Genomic DNA, 725 nt, shown 5'->3' on the forward strand with positions numbered 1-725 from the left:
GGCCCGAGGTCAGCAGGCCCGAACCGGCCTTGACGAACAGGCTGTCGGAGTGGCCGTGGTAGCAGCCTTCGAACTTGATGATGCTGTCGCGGCCGGTGAATCCACGGGCCAGGCGGATCGCGCTCATGGTCGCCTCGGTGCCGGAGCTGACCATGCGCACCATCTCCATCGACGGCACGATCGAGCACACCAGGTCCGCCATTTCGGTTTCCATGGCGGTTGGCGCGCCGTAGGACAGGCCATGCTCCAGTTGCTTGCGCACCGCGTCCAGCACGTCGGGGTGGCTGTGGCCGAGGATCATCGGGCCCCAGGAACCCACGTAGTCCACATAGCGCTTGTCATCTTCGTCGGTGACGTAGGCGCCTTCGGCATGCTTGAAGAATAGCGGGGTGCCGCCAACGCTCTTGAACGCACGCACGGGGGAGTTCACACCGCCGGGGATGTGTTTCTGGGCATTGGCAAACAGGGTTTCGGAACGAGACATGGGCAGGCTCTCTGAATTCAGGATTTAAGGAGTTCGTTGAAGGCGCGGGCGCGGCGCGTCACTTCCTGGGGGCTGTCGGCACCGAACAGGCCGTGGACCACGGCCAGCAGGTCGGCGCCGTGCTCGACCAGGGGCGCGGCATTTTCCAGGGAGATGCCGCCGATCACGCAGATCGGCACCTGCAAGCGGGCGCGGGCCTGGGCGAGCATTTCGAGGGTGGCTGCCGGGGCGCCGGGTTTGG

The 725-nt window shown here is 65.7% G+C and carries 2 protein-coding genes; both read right to left on the reverse strand.

Features of this window, described 5'->3' with window-relative positions; all coding sequences use genetic code 11:
* Positions 1-484 (reverse strand): aminotransferase class III-fold pyridoxal phosphate-dependent enzyme (locus ASU03_RS20485; protein ID WP_157466018.1); only part of this gene is annotated, 484 nt, incomplete at its 3' end.
* A 17-nt stretch (positions 485-501) separates the two neighbouring features.
* Positions 502-725, reverse strand: a 224-nt coding sequence (locus tag ASU03_RS19515) for a thiamine phosphate synthase (protein ID WP_197411338.1), incomplete at its 5' end; no start/stop codon positions are given.

This window comes from Colwellia sp. TT2012 (assembly GCF_001440345.1).
Classification (GTDB): Bacteria; Pseudomonadota; Gammaproteobacteria; order Enterobacterales; family Alteromonadaceae; genus Colwellia.